The 18139-nt window shown below is 41.8% G+C and carries 16 protein-coding genes; 2 read left to right on the forward strand and 14 right to left on the reverse strand.

Going from position 1 to position 18139, the window contains the following annotated elements:
- Positions 1 to 65: 65 nt before the first annotated feature.
- From upp to ndhC, 14 genes are all read right to left on the reverse strand, one after another.
- Complete coding sequence (gene upp / locus KTH84_RS17115) at positions 66 to 701, reverse strand: uracil phosphoribosyltransferase (RefSeq protein ID WP_262474411.1); 636 nt, start codon at positions 699 to 701, stop codon at positions 66 to 68.
- Between the two features lie 100 nt (positions 702 to 801).
- The gene (gene nuoN / locus KTH84_RS17120) at positions 802 to 2298 is read right to left on the reverse strand and encodes an NADH-quinone oxidoreductase subunit NuoN (protein WP_003653461.1); all 1497 of its coding nucleotides are present in this window, start codon (positions 2296 to 2298) and stop codon (positions 802 to 804) included.
- Positions 2299 to 2300: 2 nt separating this feature from the next.
- A complete protein-coding gene (gene nuoM / locus KTH84_RS17125; protein ID WP_262474412.1) occupies positions 2301 to 3899 on the reverse strand; it encodes an NADH-quinone oxidoreductase subunit M in 1599 nt (532 codons plus the stop codon).
- Position 3900: 1 nt separating this feature from the next.
- A complete protein-coding gene (gene nuoL / locus KTH84_RS17130; RefSeq protein ID WP_262474413.1) occupies positions 3901 to 5790 on the reverse strand; it encodes an NADH-quinone oxidoreductase subunit L in 1890 nt (629 codons plus the stop codon).
- Positions 5787 to 6095: an NADH-quinone oxidoreductase subunit NuoK gene (gene nuoK / locus KTH84_RS17135; RefSeq protein WP_003653467.1), complete on the reverse strand. Its 309-nt coding sequence runs from the start codon at positions 6093 to 6095 to the stop codon at positions 5787 to 5789. The genes nuoL and nuoK overlap by 4 nt, the downstream gene beginning before the upstream one ends.
- Positions 6095 to 6613, reverse strand: a complete 519-nt coding sequence (nuoJ, locus tag KTH84_RS17140) for an NADH-quinone oxidoreductase subunit J (protein ID WP_014205902.1) — start codon at positions 6611 to 6613, stop codon at positions 6095 to 6097. The genes nuoK and nuoJ overlap by 1 nt, the downstream gene beginning before the upstream one ends.
- Positions 6613 to 7155 (reverse strand): NADH-quinone oxidoreductase subunit NuoI, encoded by a 543-nt coding sequence (nuoI, locus tag KTH84_RS17145; RefSeq protein ID WP_042896848.1) that lies wholly within the window; start codon positions 7153 to 7155, stop codon positions 6613 to 6615. Before nuoI ends, nuoJ begins: the two co-directional genes overlap by 1 nt.
- An 18-nt stretch (positions 7156 to 7173) precedes the next feature.
- A complete protein-coding gene (gene nuoH, locus KTH84_RS17150) occupies positions 7174 to 8190 on the reverse strand; it encodes an NADH-quinone oxidoreductase subunit NuoH (RefSeq protein ID WP_003653472.1) in 1017 nt (338 codons plus the stop codon).
- A 3-nt stretch (positions 8191 to 8193) separates the two neighbouring features.
- The gene (gene nuoG, locus KTH84_RS17155) at positions 8194 to 10878 is read right to left on the reverse strand and encodes an NADH-quinone oxidoreductase subunit NuoG (protein ID WP_262474415.1); all 2685 of its coding nucleotides are present in this window, start codon (positions 10876 to 10878) and stop codon (positions 8194 to 8196) included.
- A gap of 12 nt (positions 10879 to 10890) precedes the next feature.
- Positions 10891 to 12222, reverse strand: a complete 1332-nt coding sequence (gene nuoF, locus KTH84_RS17160; RefSeq protein WP_042896844.1) for an NADH-quinone oxidoreductase subunit NuoF — start codon at positions 12220 to 12222, stop codon at positions 10891 to 10893.
- A complete protein-coding gene (nuoE, locus tag KTH84_RS17165) occupies positions 12219 to 12728 on the reverse strand; it encodes an NADH-quinone oxidoreductase subunit NuoE (protein ID WP_042896843.1) in 510 nt (169 codons plus the stop codon). The genes nuoF and nuoE overlap by 4 nt, the downstream gene beginning before the upstream one ends.
- 13 nt (positions 12729 to 12741) lie before the next feature.
- On the reverse strand, positions 12742 to 14529 hold the full coding sequence (gene nuoC, locus KTH84_RS17170; protein ID WP_003653478.1) for an NADH-quinone oxidoreductase subunit C/D: 1788 nt from the start codon (positions 14527 to 14529) through the stop codon (positions 12742 to 12744).
- Between the two features lie 83 nt (positions 14530 to 14612).
- Positions 14613 to 15290, reverse strand: coding sequence for a NuoB/complex I 20 kDa subunit family protein (locus KTH84_RS17175; protein WP_002050353.1), 678 nt, complete (start codon positions 15288 to 15290; stop codon positions 14613 to 14615).
- A gap of 6 nt (positions 15291 to 15296) precedes the next feature.
- Positions 15297 to 15848, reverse strand: coding sequence for an NADH-quinone oxidoreductase subunit A (gene ndhC / locus KTH84_RS17180; protein ID WP_009393853.1), 552 nt, complete (start codon positions 15846 to 15848; stop codon positions 15297 to 15299).
- A 424-nt stretch (positions 15849 to 16272) separates the two neighbouring features.
- Here ndhC and KTH84_RS17185 point away from each other — a divergent pair, with 424 nt between their 5' ends.
- Both KTH84_RS17185 and KTH84_RS17190 read left to right on the forward strand, forming a co-directional pair.
- Positions 16273 to 17691: a diguanylate cyclase gene (locus KTH84_RS17185; protein WP_262474419.1), complete on the forward strand. Its 1419-nt coding sequence runs from the start codon at positions 16273 to 16275 to the stop codon at positions 17689 to 17691.
- A 91-nt stretch (positions 17692 to 17782) separates the two neighbouring features.
- Positions 17783 to 18136 carry a hypothetical protein gene (locus KTH84_RS17190; RefSeq protein ID WP_133975161.1) on the forward strand — a complete coding sequence of 118 codons (354 nt, stop codon included), beginning with the start codon at positions 17783 to 17785 and terminating at the stop codon, positions 18134 to 18136.
- Positions 18137 to 18139 lie beyond the last annotated feature (3 nt).

The raw sequence follows: 18139 nt of genomic DNA on the forward strand, positions 1-18139 counted from the left end.
GACTTTCAATCCGCCCTCAAAACTTTACGGTTTGATTAAGTCTCTTTTTATCGTTATTTCAAAAATTAGTCTTTTTGGACACTACCAAAAATTTTATCGCCCGCATCACCTAAACCAGGAACAATATAGCCTTGTTCATTTAAGCCATTATCAATAGATGCTGTATAAATCTGCACATCTGGATGAGCGGCTTCAACTTTAGCAACGCCTTCTGGGGCAGCTACTAATACCATAACACGTATATCTTTACAGCCACTTGCCTTTAACACATCAATGGCAGCCACTAATGAGTTACCTGTTGCTAACATTGGATCGATAATCATTGCAAGACGATTAGCGACATCTGGAACTAGTTTTTTATAATAAGTACGAACTTCTAATGTTTCTTCATTACGCTCAAGACCTAAAACACTCACTTTTGCACTTGGAATCAAATTAAGTACGCCATCCAGCATACCAATTCCTGCACGTAAAATCGGTACAATCGTTATTTTTTTGCCAGCAATACGCTGGGTAATAACAGTGCCAGCCCATCCATCAATTTCACAATCCACAACTGGTAAATCTTTTGTTGCTTCATAAGTCAACAACATAGTCACTTCCTGAGCAAGCTCACGGAAATTCTTAGTACTGATGTCAGAACGACGTAACAAACCTAATTTATGACGAATAAGTGGGTGACGAATTTCTTGAATGGCCACAGATGTTACCTAAAAATATAAAAACGTATTTATTATAATCTTTTTTTAATGCCCAATAAAAAAAAGCCTCCAGATTTGGAGGCTTTTTTGTACACTAGGATTATTGTTGTTGTGAAAGCATGAAATGTAATGGAGATAATATTTCTGCTTTTAATGCCAAATTAATCATTGGATCTGGGTAAACACCCAAAATAATAACTAATGCAGCAGCAGCCAATACCATTAAACCACCTACTTTTTGACCCCAGTGAGCATCTGCATCAATACGAGGGGTTTCTGGTGGTGTCATATACATTACAACCATCACACGTAAGTAGTAGTACAAACCAATACCACTACCCACAATAATCATTGCAGCCAAGAACCAGTGTTGAGTTGTTACAGCAGCCATTACAACCAAGAACTTACCAATGAAGCCTGCGGTTAATGGAATACCAGCCAAAGATAACATCATGACTGTTAAAGTTGCTGTAAGTACTGGACGACGCCAGAACAAACCACGGTAGTCTGCAAGGCTTTGTGCTTCATCTACGTTGTTATATGGGCTAGACATTAACGCTACCGCACCAAAAGCACCGATAGTTGTTAATACATAAGACACCACATATACAGTTACGCTACCCAAGCTCGCATAAGTCATGCTAATTAAAGCAATTAACAAATAACCAAAATGAGCAATAGATGAATAACCAAGAATACGTTTTAAGTTAACTTGACGAACAGCGAGTAAGTTACCCACTAAAATCGACAATACTGCAATGATTGTCAAAATAGTAACTAACGAGTCCACCATAATTGCGCCTGAAGCAAGCATATAGCGCACGAACAAACCAATGGTTGCAACTTTAGCAGCGGTCGCCAAGAAAGTTGCCATTGGCGCTGGTGCACCTGCATATACATCTGGTGTCCATTTATGGAACGGCGCAAGCGATAATTTAAATGCAACAGCAAAAATAATGAGTGCTAAACCTAATAACACCATTGGCTGTTTGATTGCACCAAATAAAGCCTGTACAGAATCATAAAATGAAAGCGAACCAGTATATGCATAGATGTATGCCATACCCATCAACAACATTGCAGAAGCTGTCGCTGAAAGTACAAGATATTTAATACCAGCTTCAAGTGAACTACTACGTTGATAGGTATAAGCAAGTAAGCCATATACAGGAATCGACATTAACTCAAGGCTAATGAAGAACGATGCATAGTGAGAACTTGCAACCATCAACATTGCACCTGCTACTGAAGCAAGTAACAAAAGATAGAGTTCTTCGCGGTTATCTTTATAAGTTTCGATGTAAGCGTGAGACAAAGTACAACAAGCCAATGCCGCAATCAAAATCATAAATTGATAGAACATGGTAAATGGATCAACCATAAACATGCCCATCACATTTGCCGGTACAAACTTACCGCCAAATACTGCAAATAAAATATAAAGTGCAGCGAGGTTTAAACCAACAACAGAAGTTGTTGCGATTAAATTATGATTACGCTTAATAGAAATTAACAGCATGACGACGATTGTTGTCAAAGCAACAATCATCACCGGAGCTAAAGGCATAAGCGTAGAGAGTGATACTGTGAAGTTCATGATTATTGGATCTCCACATGGTCAAGTTGAGTAGCTGTTTGCTGAACAGTTTCAACGACTTCTTGAACTGGCATATAACTATTGACCAACCACTGCATACTTGAATGAGACATATCCAAGAATGTTTGTGGGTAGATACCAAGCCAAACGAGACCAATCGCACAAATCATCAAAATACCAACTTCACGAGCAGATAAGTCTTTTAGTGGACTAGTGTAATATTGCTTTTGTTCAGGGTTTGGTTCACCAAATAAAGTACGGTGAATCAAAATCAAGCCATATAAGCCTGCAAATACAAGGCTGATAGAAGCAAGAATCGTGAAGACAGGATATTTATTAAATGAACCCATCAAGATCAGGAATTCACCAATAAAGTTACCCAAACCTGGCACGCCCACAAGAGCAGCCACGAAGAACATCAAGAAGAATGGCAAGTACTGAAGTTGGCCACGAAGACCACCCATTAAACGCAAGTCACGTGTATGTAAACGTTCGTAGATCTGACCAGACATAATGAACAATGCAGCTGATGACAAACCATGTGCCAACATCATGATCATTAGACCTTGGAAGGTCAAAATGTTACCTGCGTAGATTGCAAGTAAAATGAAACCCATATGTGAAATCGACGTATACGCAAGCAAACGTTTCATGTCAGTTTGCTGGTAAGCACACCATGCGCCGTAGAAAATACCAATCAAACCGAAAATAATCGCAATATCTGCAAACTGTGCAGAAGCTGTCGGGAAGAATGGAATAACAAAACGAAGCAAGCCATACGCAGCTGTCTTAATTAAGATACCTGCCAAGTCTACAGAACCTGCTGTAGGAGCTTGAGCATGCGCATCTGGCAACCAACCATGTAATGGAAATACTGGTAACTTCACTGCAAAACCAATGAAGAAACAGATCATGAAACCATACGCTAAGCTCGGAGGTAAGTGGTTTGCTACAGCTAATAAATAGTTGTAATCGAAACCGATCATTCCGGTCATCATGTAGCCATAGACTACAAGACCAAGAATACCGATTAACATCACTAAACCAGCGATTTGCGTGTAAAGGAAGAACTTGGTAGCTGCGTAAACACGTGAACGACCGTTTGAACCTTTATGACCCCATAACGCAATCAGGAAGTAGATTGGTACAAGCATCATCTCCCAGAAGAAGAAGAACAAGAACAGGTCAATCGCTAAGAATACACCGATAACACCACCTAAACTCCATAAGAGGTTTAAGTGGAAGAAACCAACATTCTTTTGAATTTCGCCCCATGAACAACCAACAGCAAGTACACCAAGTAACGCTGTTAATAACACCATGAGTAAAGATAAGCCATCCACTGCAAGGTGAATGCCGATACCGAGTGATTGAATCCACGGTAAATAGAACTCAGCAGACCAAGTTGGGATTTTTGAACCCAACTCATAGCTATAAGTTCCACTTTGCCAAAGTGCAAGACCTAAGCCCAAAGTAATGAGCATACCAATTAAGGCAATCCAGCGTGGCAAGGTTTTGTCGAGCTTATCGACTAACCAACAAATAAAACCAGCAATGAACGGAACAAGAATCAGCGCGGGTAAAATTAAATTGTTTTCCATTTTATTTCCCCACTACCTGAATAACGATCAAGATCATCAATAACACCACTACACCGAGTGACATGCTTGATGCGTATTCACGCAATGATCCGGTTTGACGTGAGCTTGTAAAACTATTTCCGCCTTTCACAAGTGCAGGAAGAACTAACCACAAACTGTCAATCGGATCACGGCCAAAGATTTTGGCGAAGAATAAATAAGGTTTAACAAAAACGATGTCATACAATGCATCAAAACCAAAAGCGGTACGGCAAATATGTGCCAGACCTGCACCCAAACTTGTTTGAGCAAATGATTTCACTGCACCATAAGCAAATGTAAATAATGCTATACCAACAACTAGACCAACTAGCGCAATTCCTACTGCTAAATGCTCTGCCCCATGCATGCCTTCTACAAATTGTTCAGCCACATGGAATTCAGGAATTTTTGCCGTATTAAGAATACCAGCGACAGGTGCTTTTAATACGGCACCAACAAAAGTAGACAGTACAGCTAAAATGCCCAATGGAGCCCAGTACGTTGCACCTTTAATTTCATGGTAAGGCGTGTTTTCTTGACCAAAAAATACAACCCAGATTAAACGGAATGTATAAATTGAAGTCAGGAATGCACCTGCTACACCCACCCAATATAAGGTGTGATATAAAGCAACTGATTGACCTTGTACCCATACTTCACCAAGAATCGCATCTTTAGAGAAGAAGCCAATTGTCAAGAATGGGATCGCTGCTAATGCACCGCCACCAATCGCGAAACAAGCAAATAGGAATTTGTTACGTTTGAACAAGCCACCCATTTTGAAGATGTTTTGCTCGTGGTGGTAAGCCAAAATCACCGCACCAGACGACAAGAATAATAATGCCTTAAAGAATGCGTGAGCCAACATGTGGAACAAGCCAGCTTGATAAGCTTCAGCACCTACAGCCATAAACATATAACCCAACTGACTCATTGTTGAGTAAGCCAAGATACGTTTGATGTCTGTTTGAACGAGTGCAGCAAAACCTGCAACTAACAAAGTCACAGCACCTGTTACCGAAATGAATTGCATCACTTCAGGCGCAAGTTCAAATACGCTGAATAGACGGCAGCATAAATACACACCAGCCGTTACCATTGTTGCAGCGTGGATTAATGCAGAAACAGGTGTTGGACCTGCCATTGCATCTGCCAACCATGTTTGTAATGGAATTTGAGCAGATTTACCAGCCGCACCCAAGAACAACATTAATGCAGTCCAGATGGTAAGTGACGAACTATTCGTCATTACTTCTGCTGCATGTTCAACGATGTACTGAGTATTCAACGTACCAAATTGTTGGTAAAGCAAGAATAAAGCGATAAGTAAGAATACGTCACCTACACGGGTAACTGTAAATGCTTTGATCGCAGCCCAACCATTTGCAGGGTTTGCATAATAGAAACCGATAAGCAAATAAGAGCACAGACCTACGCCTTCCCAACCTAAGAATAACAACGCCAAGTTGTCACCCAATACAAGCACAAGCATGCTGGCAACAAACAGGTTGAAATAAGAGAAGAAACGCGCATAACCTTCTTCACCACGCATGTACCATGATGCAAAGATGTGGATTAAGAAACCAACACCTGTAACCATGCCCATCATGAGTAAAGATAAGCCATCTAAATGTAAGCTAATGCCTGGTGCAAAACCGCCAACATTGAACCATGTCCACAGATTTTGAACAAAAACTTGCTGACCACTTGTGGTAAATGCCATTCCAGCAATCAATGCAAATAATGCAGATAAACCTACAGAACCCACACCAATAATTGCTGCAACATTTTCAGAGAGTTTGTCTCGTCCTGCCGCCAATAAAATAAAACCGATTAGCGGAAATAATACTGTTAGATATAAATAACTCATCCGCGCATCTCACTAGCAGCATCCACATCCAAATGATGGAAGCGATGATAGAACTGAAGGACAATCGCAAGACCGATACATGCCTCTGCTGCTGCAAGGGTCAAAATCAGAATGAACATGACTTGTCCATCTGGTTGTGCCCATACGCTACCCGCAAGAACAAATGCCAATGCAGCAGCATTCATCATGACCTCAAGGCTCATTAACATAAATAATAGGTTGCGTCGCACCATTACACCGTAAAAACCGAGTGCAAAAAGGATGGTTGCAACAATCAAACCATGTTCTAAAGGAATCTGGCCCATTATTCTTTTTCCTCTTCTGCACCTGGTTCACGTTTACCTAAGTGGTATGCTGCAACAAGGGCTGCTAGCAATAACATCGCGGCAACTTCAACCAATAGTAAATAGTGAGTAAAGAGTGCTTGACCAACTACTTTTGGTCCAATCACTTGTGCCCCAAGTGGTGCTGAAATTGTGGTGTATTCACCACCAAGCATCCAAACCAAAAGCAAGCCGAGTAAGAAACTCATGAGTGCTGGATATGCCCAAGCATCCGAAGAAAGCCATTTACGTTCTTGTTCAACGGTGTGTTGACCTAAATTCAACATCATCACCACGAAGACAAACAGAACCATAATTGCTCCGGCATAAACAATGATTTCAAGAGCACCTGCAAAAGGCGCCCCCACGATCATGAAAATACCAGCAACAGCAAGCAATGAAACAATTAGACTAAGTAAAGCGTGTACAGGGTTCGTGTTAGTCACTACACGAACCGTAGAAACGATGGCCACGAGTGCCATCAAATAAAACGGCCACATCATGGTAATAGACTCCGTACATCAATTGGTGCACTTTCTTTCTGCGCCTGACCTTTCTCTTTACCGTTAATTGCCATACCCGCTACACGGTAGAAGTTGTAGTCTGGGTATTTACCCGGACCTGAAATGAGTAAGTTTTCTTTCTCATAAACCAAGTCTTGACGTACATATTCACCAAGTTCGAAATCTGGTGTCATCTGAATCGCAGTTGTTGGACACGCTTCTTCACACATACCGCAGAAAATACAGCGTGAAAAGTTGATGCGGAAAAATTCCGGATACCAACGTCCATCTTCTTTTTCTGCTTTTTGCAATGAGATACAGCCAACCGGACACGCAACCGCACATAGGTTACATGCCACACAACGCTCTTCCCCATCTGGGTCACGCGTCAACACAATACGACCACGAAAGCGTGGCGGCACAATCTGTTCAGCTGGTACTTCTGGATATAAAATCGTGTCACGTTTACGAGTTACATGGCTAAATACCATAAACAACGAACGTACAATCGATCCGAATCCAGCTAGAAATTTATACATTTTGTACTCCCTGCTGTCCTAGGCCTGATTCATCAGAATCACAGCACCAGTCACTAACAAGTTGACCAACGCCAATGGCAAACAAATTTTCCAACCAAAGTTCATGACTTGGTCATAACGTGGACGCATTAAAGAACCACGAGCCAAAACAAACATCATTACAAAGAATGCTGTTTTAATCACAAACCAGAATACTGGCGGAACAAATGGAATTTCTAAATTGAATGGCGCTAACCAGCCACCGAAGAATAAAGTTACGATCAATGCAGAAATAAGTACTACGTTGACATATTCAGCAACGAAGAACATACCCCATTTCATACCACCATATTCAACATGGTAACCTTCAGCCAATTCTTGTTCTGCTTCGGGTTGGTCAAATGGATGACGGTGAGTTACCGCAACACCAGCAACCACAAAAATCAAGAAACCTAAGAATTGTGGAATGACGAACCAAACATCTCGTTGTGCTTCAACAATTTCACGAAGGTTAAATGAGCCTGCAATTGCAACCACACCCATCAATGAAATACCCAAAAACACTTCATAAGAAATGGTTTGAGCAGCTGAACGTAAGCCACCAAGCAATGAGTATTTGTTATTTGAAGCCCAGCCACCAAACAATACTGCATAGACTGCAATACCAGCCATTGCCATGAAGAACAACAAACCGATGCTCATGTCGGCAACACCCAGTGAAGGACTCACCGGGATAACCATGAATGAAAGAACCGCTGTTGCCATTGCAACAGCTGGTGCTAAACGGAATGTAAGCTTGTCAGCAAATTTTGGTGTCCAGTCTTCTTTGAACATGATCTTGAGCATGTCGGCAACGATCTGGAACATACCACCAGGACCAACACGGTTTGGACCATAACGGTCTTGCCACAAAGCAAGCAAACGACGTTCAATAAAAGACATCAACGCTGCAACTAAAACAACCACAAGCAAAATCACAACTGCTTGAACTACAGCATAGGCAATTGGCCAGTTCTCAGCCCAAAGTGGCGTTTGACGTATAATTTCTTGATTCATGAATTACACTCCTAAAGCCACTGAAACAGGCTCAGCTAGTGACACCATTGGTGCTAAACCAACTGGGTAACCAATATAACCTGTAGGTAAATATTCAATTACTTGTACAGGCAAGCTCACACTGGTTTCGCCTGCTTTTACTGTAATGCGTTGACCTTCTTGAAGGTTCAAACGAGTTGCATCTTGTTCGCCCACTGCAAACATCGCTTCTGGAATACGAGTTTCCATTGCAGGTGTTTTAATTGTGAATTCACCAGAACCAAAAATATGATGCATTGGTACTAAGCGGAAACTTTCAGGGTTTGCAACTACCGCTACTGGAGCTACATAGCTACGTGCAGGACGTTTTGCTAGGTGATCAAATAAACGAACACCTGAATCACCACCTTTTAAGTGACCACCCACTTCATCTTGGTATTTGTTCCAAGATTGTGGAGAGTTCCAGCCCGGAGCCCATGCAAATGGTACTAATGATGATGCTTTTTGCGGACCAACATAACCTTCCATCGAGAATGTTAATGCTGAATCTAAATCTGTAGGCTGTTTAGGTTCATGAACCGATAACGGCGCACGCATTGCTGTACGACCTGAATAACGACGTGGTTCACGTGCAATTTTCAAACCATGTACACGGTAACCTGCATCAGGTGCCACATCTTGAATAGCTTCAAGTACTGGTACATTTTTTACGATGCTTTCAATCACATCATCAAGCAATGTCCAGTCTACAGCTTTACCTTTAATGCCAGTTTCAATGGCATGTAACCAACGCCATGATTCTTTAATTGCATATTCAGGTTTGTAGTAACTTGGATCGTAAACTTGATAGAAACGCTGTGCACGACCTTCTTGGCTTACAACAGTACCGTCACCTTCAGCAAAACTTGCTGCTGAAAGTACAATATCAGCCTGTTTCACAGTTTCAGTTTCACTGTGATCAAGCACGATTACTGTTTCAGCTTTATCAAGTGCAGCCTGCACTTGTACAGAAGGTAAGCGACGGAACAAGTCATTTTCAACAATAACAAGTGTGTCGTAGTCTTGAGCAAATGCTTGTTCAAGGCTTAAGCCACCAAACAATGCCAAGCCCATCGAGTTCACTTCAGGAACCACAAGACTTAAACCAGCTTTAGAACCCAAGTTCTGAGTCAACTCAGCCGCAGCTTCCATAATAGAAGCATCTTGCAAGCTAGTACCCGCAATGATTAATGGCTTGTTTGCCGCTTTTAACGTATCAGCAATGGTTTGAGCAAATGCTTTTGCATCGTCATCTAAACCATTCACTGTTTCGCCTTTCACTGCCGCAGCGACTGCAAAACCTAAACGAGCAATGTCGTTTGGAGAAGCAACCACTTCACCAGTTGCAACGTCGGCAAGACGAGTTTGAGTTGCAGCCAAGATATAGATCGGAGATTTTGCATCTTGACCAATACGTTGTACAGGCTCAGCCAACCATTCTGGCGTACGTGTTTTTGCAGCCATTTCGCGAGCTTTATTTTTCGCAGCTTGACGAACTGACAAAGCCATACGCGGTGCAGTTTGAGTCAGGTCTTCGCCTAAAATCAGAACAGCATCATAACTTTCAATTTCACGCATGTTCGGGTTGTAAATACCCTCGGTTTGCATGATAGATGCAGCAAGTTCAACAAGGCTTTGCTCTTTTTGCGCAATACCAGTTGAGTAATTTGCCTGACCTACAAGCTCACGTAATGCATAGTTCGATTCCAAGCTTGCGCGCGGAGAACCGATACCCAAAACTTTTTTGCCTTGAAGCTTAGCAATCGTTTGATCTAAAGCTTGGTCGACAGAAACAGTTGCAACAGTTTCACTGTTACGGAACTGAGGCTGACGTGGACGATCTGCACGGTTTACATAACCTGTGCCAAAACGACCTTTGTCACAAAGGAAGTACTGGTTAACCGAACCATTGAAACGGTTTTCTACACGACGGATTTCACCATAACGTTCACCCGGAGAAATGTTACAACCAGAAGAACAGCCTTGACACACGCTTGGTGCATACTGCATGTCCCATTTACGGTTATAACGCTCTGAATGTGTCTTATCAGTGAATACACCTGTTGGACATACTTCAGTCAAGTTACCCGAGAATTCAGACTCTAAAGTACCTGATTCAGGGCGACCAAAATACACACGAGATGCATTGGCATACACACCAAAGTCTGTACCGCCCGCATAGTCGTTGTAGTAACGAACACAACGGTAACAAGCAATACAGCGGTTCATTTCATGTGCAATGAATGAGCCGAGTTCTTGGTTGTAATGCGTACGTTTTGTAAAACGGTAGCGACGACGGTCATGACCAGTCATCACAGTCATATCTTGTAAATGACAGTGACCACCCTCTTCACAGACTGGACAGTCATGCGGGTGATTCGTCATCAAAAACTCAACAATAGATGCACGGAAATCTGTTGCTTCTTTGTCTTCAATCGAGATATAGGTGTTGTCAGATGCTGGTGTCATACATGACATGACCAAACGACCACGCGTATCTTCTGGATTCGCATATTGCGTAACAGCACATTGACGGCAAGAACCAACCGAACCTAAGGATGGATGCCAACAAAAATATGGGATGTCGATGCCCAGACTCAAACATGCTTGTAGCAAGTTTTCCGAGCCGTTGACTTCATACGATTTTCCATCGACATGAATTGTAGCCATAAGTCGAATTCCTTAAGCTTGTTCTACGTTGCTGGTTTGCACGACAGGACGAGTCGTCACTTTCGCTTCAAACTCACCACGGAAATGTTTGAGTGCGCCCATAAGCGGCTCCATCGCACCTGGTGCATGGGCACAGAAAGTTTTACCGATCCATAATTTACGAGTCAATTCTTGTAAATGATCGATATCTTCTTTCTTACCTTCGCCTGCTTCAAGTGATTTAAGCGCTTTAACAGCCCATGGCAAACCATCACGACATGGTGTACAGAAACCACATGATTCGCGCGCAAAGAACTCTTCTAAGTTACGAGTGAGCGATACCATACATTGAGTTTCGTCTACCACCATCAATAAACATGTTCCCAAACGAGAACCTGCTTTCATAATCGTGTCTGCATCCATTGGTAAATCAATGGTATCTGCCGGCAAAAAGTCAGTTGAAGCACCACCCGGTAACCATGCTTTAAGCTTTAAGCCTTCTCGCATACCACCAGCATGATCTTCAATCACTTCACGTGCAGTTGTACCAAATGGCAACTCCCAAAGACCCGGGAATTTCACTTTACCTGACGCACCATAAATTTTAGTGCCTGGGTCTTTTGATTTACCAGCAGATAGGCCGATATACCACTCTGGACCACGAAGCATAATTGCTGGCAAGTTGTTATAAGTTTCAACGTTGTTCACAATTGTTGGACGGCCCCATGCTCCTGCAACTTGCGGGAACGGTGGCTTGGTACGTGGGTTAGCACGACGGCCTTCAAGCGAGTTAATCAATGCAGTTTCTTCACCACAGATATAACGCCCTGCACCCGTATGTACATGCAGATCAAAATTCCAGCCAGAATCTAAGATATTTTCGCCTAAATAACCTTTAGCACGAATCTGTTCTAATGCTTCATTTAGATATTGAGCTGCCTCAATATATTCACCACGGATAAAGATATAACCTTGAGTTGCCTCTAAGGTATAACCCGCAATTAACATACCTTCGATCAATTGATGTGGAAGCTTTTCCATCAACAAACGATCTTTAAAAGTACCCGGCTCCATTTCGTCGGCATTACAGATCAAATAACGTGGACCACCATCATTTGGTGCCATTAATGACCATTTAATACCCGCTGGGAAACCCGCACCACCACGACCTTTTACGGTTGCAGCTTTAATGACATCTAACACTTCAGCAGGTTTCATGCCTAATGCTTTTTTAAAGCCTGCATAACCTTCAAGTGCTTCGTAATCATCAGCACCACGAACTTCTTCACGTTTACTTAAACGCCAAGTCAGTGGGTGAGTTTCTGGATTACCGTCGCCATAAATTGGTTTTGGTTCAGTATTCATACATACTTCTCCAATAACTGTTTGACTGATGACACTTCAACTAAACCGTGAGTATCTTCATCAATCATTAAAGTTGGGCCTTTGTCGCAGTTGCCTAGGCAGCAAATTGGAAGCAGTGTAAAACGACCATCTGCTGTCGTCTGACCATACTGAATACCTAATTCACGCTGGAATGCTTCAGCAAGTGTTTCTGCACCCATCAAGAAGCAAGCAATTGAGTCACAAAGCAAAATTACGTGACGACCTACCGGTTGGCGATAGATACGGTTGTAAAATGTTGCAACACCTTCCAAATCAGCAACACTCATCGACAATAACTGTGCGATGGCATTCATTTGAGCGTCATCTACCCAACCATTACGGCGCTGTACACACTTCAATGCATCCAAAGAGGCTGCACGAGGGTATGGATAGTGACCAATGTGATGTTCGATGTCGTGAATTTCTTCCGCAGTCAAAATCCCTTCAACATTCACACGTGGCTTTTTATCAGTCAAAATCATCATTATGTGTTACCTCTTAGCGATCCACGTCAGCCATAACCACGTCAATGGTCGCTAGATAAATGATTAAGTCAGATACCAAACTGCCGTTAATCACTGCAGGCATTTGCTGTAAGTGAGTAAAGGTCGGTGTACGAATACGAGTACGATAACTCATCGTCGATTTATCTGAAGTCAAGTAATACGTACTTGCGCCTTTAACCACTTCAGTCATAAATGATGACTCGCCCGCTGGCATGACAGGACCCCATGAAACGCTCAAGAAGTGCGTAATCAAGGTTTCAATATCTTGTAATGTCTTATCTTTCGGTGGTGGAACAGCCAATGGGTGATCCGCTTTATATGGACCAGAAGGCATGTTATCCAAACACTGTTGAATAATTTTTAACGACTCAGTAATTTCACGGAAGTGAACGAGTACACGTGCATATGCATCGCCTTCATACTCAACTGGCACATCAAAATCGAAGTTTTCATAGCCACTGTATGGACGATATTTACGAACGTCAAAATCGATACCTGTCGCACGTAAACCAGTACCTGTCACACCCCATGCGAGTGCAGACTTGGCATCGTATTGCGCAACGTTACGCGTACGACCAATAAACACAGAGTTTTTCAATGCTGCTGTGTAGTATTCGTTTAAGCGCTTAGGCATCCACTCTAGCAAGTCTTTAACAAGTTTTTGCCAGTTATTTGGAAGATCGTGTGCTGTACCACCAATACGGAACCATGCTGGATGCATACGGTAACCCGTGATTGCTTCAACAATGTCGTAAACTTTTTGACGGTCTGCGAACATATAGAATACTGGTGTCATACCACCGGCATCCTGAATTGCCGTACCACAGAACAACAAGTGGTTATTAATACGGAATAATTCGTTCAACATGACACGAATGACTTGAGCACGTTCAGGAACTTTAATTCCTGCCATTTGCTCTACAGCCATCACATAAGGCATGTTCTGAGCGCAACCACCCAAGTAATCCACACGGTCTGTATAAGGAATGAAAGAATGCCATGTTTGACGTTCAGCCATCTTTTCCACACCACGGTGGTGATAACCGATATCAGGAACACAGTCCTTCACTTCTTCGCCATCTAACTGCAATACAACACGGAACGCACCATGTGCAGATGGATGGTTAGGACCCAAGTTCAGAAACATGAAATCTTCGTCAGCGTTACCGCGCTTAAGACCCCAGTCTTCTGGAACAAAACGTAAGTGCTCTTGTTCAAAGTCTTGTTTCGCTTTGTCTTGCATGTACGGCGTATATTCTGTCGCACGTGCTGAATATTCTTTACGTAACGGATGACCTTCCCAGTACGTTGGCAACAAGATACGACGGAGCATTGGATGCCCTTCGAAATTGATACCGAACATATCGTAAGCTTCACGTTCATACCAGTTGGCATTTGGCCAGATATTGGTCGCTGTCGGAAGATTAAGATCATTTTCGTTCAAGGCAACCTTGATACGAATGTCACTATTACGCTCAAGCGATAATAAATGATAGAACACAGTGAAGTCAGATGCTGGCAAACCATCACGATGAACACGTAAACGCTCATCCATCGCAGATAAGTCAAACAGCATTACATATGGACGTTCCACTTTACGTAGGAACATAAGGACTTCTTGCACGCGTGCGCGCTCAACCCAGACTGTTGGAAACTCTTCAAAAGTCGCCTGCACGTAAAAGTTCTCACCAAATTTGGTTTTGAGCTCTTCTACGATTGCAAATGCTGGGCGTGAATCAACTGGTGTTGACTCTGGCATAGCAATGTCAGTTTCAGCCATTGGCTTGGCTTCCTATTTAATACAAATTCTGTCAATTTTCTCGATGAACATATCGTTAGATATGTCAACGCACCGTCAAAAAATTATTTAATCTCATCCATAGAGCGTAAGTTTTTAACGGCAATACGCTGCGCATTCTTACGGTCACGTTCTGGCATCATCTTTGGCTTATACACTGGCTGAAGATCATCACCGATCACGGCAGAAAGCGGGCGTCGCTCTAATTGAATCTGGTCTTGTAAAAGCATTAAAGCTTGAATTAATGCTTCAGGACGAGGCGGACAACCTGGGACGTACACGTCAACAGGAATAATTTTGTCTACACCTTGTACTACTGAATAGATGTCGTACATACCTCCAGAGTTTGCACAAGCACCCATCGAAATGACCCATTTAGGCTCTAACATCTGTTCATATAGACGCTGAATAACTGGTGCCATTTTTACGAAACAGGTCCCTGCAACAATCATCAAGTCAGCTTGACGAGGTGAAGCACGGATAACCTCTGCGCCGAAACGTGACAAGTCATGCACACCTGTTAAGGTCGTTGCATATTCAACGTAACAACATGAGGTACCGAAGTTAAATGGCCACAAGGAGTTTTTACGCCCCCAGTTTACTGCTGTATGCAAGACATCCTCTAAACGAGTCATGAATACGTTTTTATTCACTTCCTCTTCGAGTGGATCTGTCACGATTTGACGTTCTTGCAATGGGTATTGATCAGCATCCGGATTCGCGCGGGTCAGAGTATATTTCATCCCGACTTACTCCTTTTCAGATGACAATGCAGGTGTATTTTTTGACTTAACACGACCTGATGATTGAGCTGGAATCTGGCCTGTAGGGTCAGTTACGAGCTCTTCAATAGAGTTAAAGCGTGTAATTTCAGCAATGTTCATTGTTGGTGAACCGATTTTAATCGCCTCACCTGCTGATTTACGGCGATCTGCTGGTGACCAACTTAAAGCACCTACAGAGAAGGCATAAACAAGCGCAATCAATAAATCAACGACAAAGATCACGACAGTGGTATATCCCAACCACCCTACTTCACGCACAGAAGTAGACCATGCATAGAGGTAAAGTGCCTCTAAGTCGAAGACAACAAAGAAAATTGCAACTAAATAGAACTTTGCAGACAGGCGAATGCGAGCGCCACCAGCACTCACGACACCCGATTCAAACTGCTCTTGCTTAGCACGCCCCCACGATTTCCCCCCGAGGAGTAAGGGAACTGTGAGCATAAAGACGCAAAGAAATGTAACGCCGATCACGAAGGCGATAATCGCCCAGTCGTATGGAGTAATGGCACTCATGCGGGGATAACTCCTGGCAGGCCTATTATTTAACAAAGAATGTATGTATTGGCCTTCAAATACACCAAACACAAAATTAATCCCGCCAATTGTACCTGATTTCTAATTTCGCATGCTAGTTGAAGCGTCTTAGTCTTTCGGATGATTTTCTAAACAAAACTATTCTTCTATGGGTTGTAAGGGGGGTTTCACCGCACATAATCGGTTTATTTAATAGTTTTTTTGTTTATGATGATTTTTTTCATTTTTTAATTTTAGAATAATTACACAGTTCATCAACCATTAAGTTTTTATAACTTACTTTTTTATAATATTAGTTTGTTTTTTATTGTATTCAACTTCCCCTCTGAATTATGATGAATGTTTAGTCATGCATAATATTTTATTACTCTTGGATAAGAGTGTTTATCATTAAGGGCAGCTGATGCCATACTCACTTCGTGAATTTTCATTTTCCTCTTCTTTAAAATTTTTTCTCCTGTTTGGTTTTATTATTACGGTATGTTGTTTTATTGGCATCGCATCGCGTCCTTTAAGTTTTCTGGCGTTCTTTTGGCCTGCCAATTCTGTTTTGCTCGGGTTACTGATTCGCTTTCCAAGTACGCGTCGACCAAGCACATTATTAGGGGCCTATATAGGGTATTTGATTAGTGATCTATTTCAAGGTACTCCATTTACCCTCACACTTGTTTTAACAACGTCAAATTTTATTTATGTTGTTACTACCCTCGCCCTCTATATGTTTTTTAATCAGCATATTAAAGCGGCTTATCGAGGCTATTCCTACCTCTTTTTATTTGGTCTATGTGGGATAGGTAGCATAGCAGGTGCATTATTTGCAGCAACTTTCGTGCCTATGTTTAATACCAAATTTATGCTTGGTAATTTGTGGGATGAATTCGGTTACTGGTTCACTTCAGAACTACAAAACGCTTTACTTCTTTTGCCAATCATATTGAACCTACCTCAATATAGTCAGGTAAAACATTACTTTTCGAGAAATCATGGCTTACAAGCAATTGACCTTTTACCTTTTTTAGCTGTCATTATTTCTATTACAGCAAGCTATTATGACTCTGGCCCTGGTTCATTACTTTACCCAATTGCCGCACTCATCTGGTGTGCTATACGCTACAAACCGATCATTGTTGCACTCATTACGACCTTTACCAGCGCCTATATTATCTATCATGTCTCTGGACATTACCTTTTGCTTTATCCAAACGAATATTTAAGCAATACCATTTCAATTCGTATTGGACTAATTATGATGACGATTGCACCTCTTACCGTCTCTAGCATTAGTGTTTTACATTCAGAGTTAATCCAAAAACTCCAACACGCCATTGCACATGACGAACTAACTTCTAGCCTCACTCGACGCCAGTTTTTGCAATCGGTCAGACTACTTCAAGAAAAGGTACACAAGGAAAATAAAACCTCAGCCTTTTTCATGCTTGATGTAGACCATTTCAAACAAGTTAATGACAACTATGGCCACCAAATAGGTGACCGCGCTCTACAAACTTGTGTCACCACCATTCAAAATATTTTGCATCCTCATGATTTGTTGGGCCGTTTTGGTGGTGAAGAATTTGCAATTTTCATTGCAGATACCACCAAGGAAAGTGCTTTTGATCTTGCAGAGCAAATACGAATTAAAATTAGTCAGCAACCGATTTATATCTATGGAAAATTACCAATTTTTATACAAGTCAGTATTGGCATAAGTTTATATTCCCCCTCTTCTCATAGAGCAATTGAAAATTTATTTAAAGAAGCAGATGACGCTTTATATCAAGCAAAACGCCAAGGGCGTAATCGGGTCTTTATATCTTTATAGGTTTTCATTTAATCATCTAGTGTAATGAATTTTATACAATATCCCATATTTTGCCATGTATGCTAATAACAGATAATAAGGAGAAAAATGCATGACTCTAGAATATACGCATAAACCAAACTACTACCTGTTTGCACAGTTACTTGTGCGACATATAGAAAGCTATATTCACAAACATCCAGATGCCAACAATGCAATTTTTGACTTACGAGATGTCTATGAAATATTTAGGCAGGATTTTGCATCAACGACAACAAACCTAGAAAGTATTTTGCATATTGCAGATGAATATAAAATAGAAACGATTAATGGAGATCAACCTCTTATTCAAAAATACCAGATTGATGCAAAAAATAATTCATTACTGATCGACTTTAATTCCGATGCGTTGACCAGCTTAAGAAGCGGAAAACCTATTTTGGAACCAGACGCGACTCGATTATAAATG

The sequence above is a fragment of the Acinetobacter sp. WU_MDCI_Abxb74 genome (assembly GCF_025513915.1).
Taxonomy (GTDB): domain Bacteria; phylum Pseudomonadota; class Gammaproteobacteria; order Pseudomonadales; family Moraxellaceae; genus Acinetobacter; species Acinetobacter calcoaceticus_C.

What these genes read in the sequence shown, in the direction of transcription:
- nuoK (WP_003653467.1), bottom strand. Translation starts at nt 6,095, where the DNA reads ATGGGCCAGATTCCTTTAGAACATGGTTTGATTGTTGCAACCATCCTT.
- ndhC (WP_009393853.1), bottom strand. Translation starts at nt 15,848, where the DNA reads ATGAGTGCCATTACTCCATACGACTGGGCGATTATCGCCTTCGTGATC.
- nuoC (WP_003653478.1), bottom strand. Translation starts at nt 14,529, where the DNA reads ATGGCTGAAACTGACATTGCTATGCCAGAGTCAACACCAGTTGATTCA.
- nuoN (WP_003653461.1), bottom strand. Translation starts at nt 2,298, where the DNA reads ATGAACTTCACAGTATCACTCTCTACGCTTATGCCTTTAGCTCCGGTG.
- KTH84_RS17185 (WP_262474419.1), top strand. Translation starts at nt 16,273, where the DNA reads ATGCCATACTCACTTCGTGAATTTTCATTTTCCTCTTCTTTAAAATTT.
- nuoE (WP_042896843.1), bottom strand. Translation starts at nt 12,728, where the DNA reads ATGATGATTTTGACTGATAAAAAGCCACGTGTGAATGTTGAAGGGATT.
- nuoJ (WP_014205902.1), bottom strand. Translation starts at nt 6,613, where the DNA reads ATGTGGCCGTTTTATTTGATGGCACTCGTGGCCATCGTTTCTACGGTT.
- nuoF (WP_042896844.1), bottom strand. Translation starts at nt 12,222, where the DNA reads ATGAATACTGAACCAAAACCAATTTATGGCGACGGTAATCCAGAAACT.
- nuoL (WP_262474413.1), bottom strand. Translation starts at nt 5,790, where the DNA reads ATGAGTTATTTATATCTAACAGTATTATTTCCGCTAATCGGTTTTATT.
- nuoM (WP_262474412.1), bottom strand. Translation starts at nt 3,899, where the DNA reads ATGGAAAACAATTTAATTTTACCCGCGCTGATTCTTGTTCCGTTCATT.
- nuoG (WP_262474415.1), bottom strand. Translation starts at nt 10,878, where the DNA reads ATGGCTACAATTCATGTCGATGGAAAATCGTATGAAGTCAACGGCTCG.
- KTH84_RS17190 (WP_133975161.1), top strand. Translation starts at nt 17,783, where the DNA reads ATGACTCTAGAATATACGCATAAACCAAACTACTACCTGTTTGCACAG.
- nuoI (WP_042896848.1), bottom strand. Translation starts at nt 7,155, where the DNA reads ATGTATAAATTTCTAGCTGGATTCGGATCGATTGTACGTTCGTTGTTT.
- KTH84_RS17175 (WP_002050353.1), bottom strand. Translation starts at nt 15,290, where the DNA reads ATGAAATATACTCTGACCCGCGCGAATCCGGATGCTGATCAATACCCA.
- nuoH (WP_003653472.1), bottom strand. Translation starts at nt 8,190, where the DNA reads ATGAATCAAGAAATTATACGTCAAACGCCACTTTGGGCTGAGAACTGG.